Origin of the sequence: Mycobacterium sp. UM_Kg1 (assembly GCF_000972925.1) — a bacterium.
Lineage (GTDB): Bacteria > Actinomycetota > Actinomycetes > Mycobacteriales > Mycobacteriaceae > Mycobacterium > Mycobacterium hiberniae.
In genome coordinates, this window is the sequence record NZ_JRMK01000306.1 from 1 (window position 1) to 1,290 (window position 1,290).

Sequence of the window (1,290 nt, forward strand, 5' to 3'; positions counted from 1 at the left end):
TATAAGAGACAGGGCCCGCTCGGCGGGACGGTCTGGGGGATCAGCTCTCCCAGCGCCGCGCGCAGTCGGCGGTGGTCGCGCGCCCAGGCCTGCACAGTGCGCCGCCCGCTCAGCCGCAGGCCGATCCCCACCCGGCGGCGGGGAACTCCGCTCAGCTCCCCGAGCGCGCGGGATTCCTGCCACTTCTGCAGTACCTGCTTGCCCCAGCCGGTGGGCCGTTCGGCCTCGGGATAGAGCGCGACGATGTCGGCCACCCGAATGGTCTCGGTGCCCTGCCGCAGCGTGTCCTCGGTGAGTTCGACCGAGGTGTGGATGCGTGCGGCCTTCACCTGGATGGCGAGCATCAGCGAGACGAGCACCAGCAGGATCGCCGGGACCAGCGGCTGGAAACCGAAGCCGCTGGAGTGCTGAATCACCAACAGCAGGCCCGCGGAAATGGGGCCGAAGAGCACCCAGGACCAGCTGGCACCGCTCTCGAAGAACAGCGGTGCGGGTTGCGGCTGGGAAGCAGACATGTCGGGTCAGCCTAACGCGGCGCCGAAACGCGCTGCACAGGACCGCAGCGTCGCGCGAGTTTCGGCGATCCTTACCTTACGCGCAAGTAGTTTGAGTTAGATTTTGGCCTGCATACATGCTTTGCACAGGTTGCCTGCCCTGGAGAGAGTTCGGATGATGCGCCGCCACCGCACTGCAGCAGAGCGCGCCATGCGCACACGAGTCGTCGGTCTCACCGCCTGCACCGGGGCGCTGCTGACGTTCGGGATGGGGCCGCTGGCCGCTGCGCCCGCAGCCCACGCGGACTTCTTCGATCCGATGACCGACCAGCTCCTGGAACCGTTTCTGGACGCCACGACCGGCGCGCCGGACTGGGATGCGCTGTTTTCGCCGGACGCCTGGGAGACATTCCTGAGCCCCGACCACTGGGATGCCGCTCTGAGCGCCTTGAGCGGCGCAGCCCTGGCCGGACCCGCGGTCGATCCCAACACCTGGCTGCTGCAGTACCTCTACACCCCGATTCACGCCGGCCTTGACGAGGCGGTGAACAGCGATCTCGGCCAACTGCTGCTCAGCGTGGTCAACCAACCCAGCCTCCTGCTCACCGGCCGCCCCCTGATCGGTGACGGCGTGGACGGCACCGCCGACGCGCCCAATGGCGGCCATGGCGGCTGGCTGTTCGGCGACGGCGGCGACGGTTGGGACAACACCGAATCCGGCGGGATGGGGGGCGCCGGCGGCAACGCCGGCATGATCGGCAACGGCGGCGACGGAGGCTGTCTCTTATACACATCT

2 protein-coding genes are annotated in these 1,290 nt (G+C 68.2%); one reads left to right on the plus strand and one right to left on the minus strand.

Translation table 11 applies throughout. The annotated features are described in order from the left end of the window. On the minus strand, positions 1-515 hold a 515-nt coding region (gene mce1N / locus LI92_RS21230; protein ID WP_046322488.1), incomplete at its 3' end, for a transport-regulating membrane protein Mce1N. Between the two features lie 190 nt (positions 516-705). Between mce1N and LI92_RS23520 the strand changes: the two genes are divergently transcribed. After that, positions 706-1,290 (plus strand): PGRS repeat-containing protein (locus tag LI92_RS23520; RefSeq protein ID WP_046322490.1); only part of this gene is annotated, 585 nt, incomplete at its 3' end.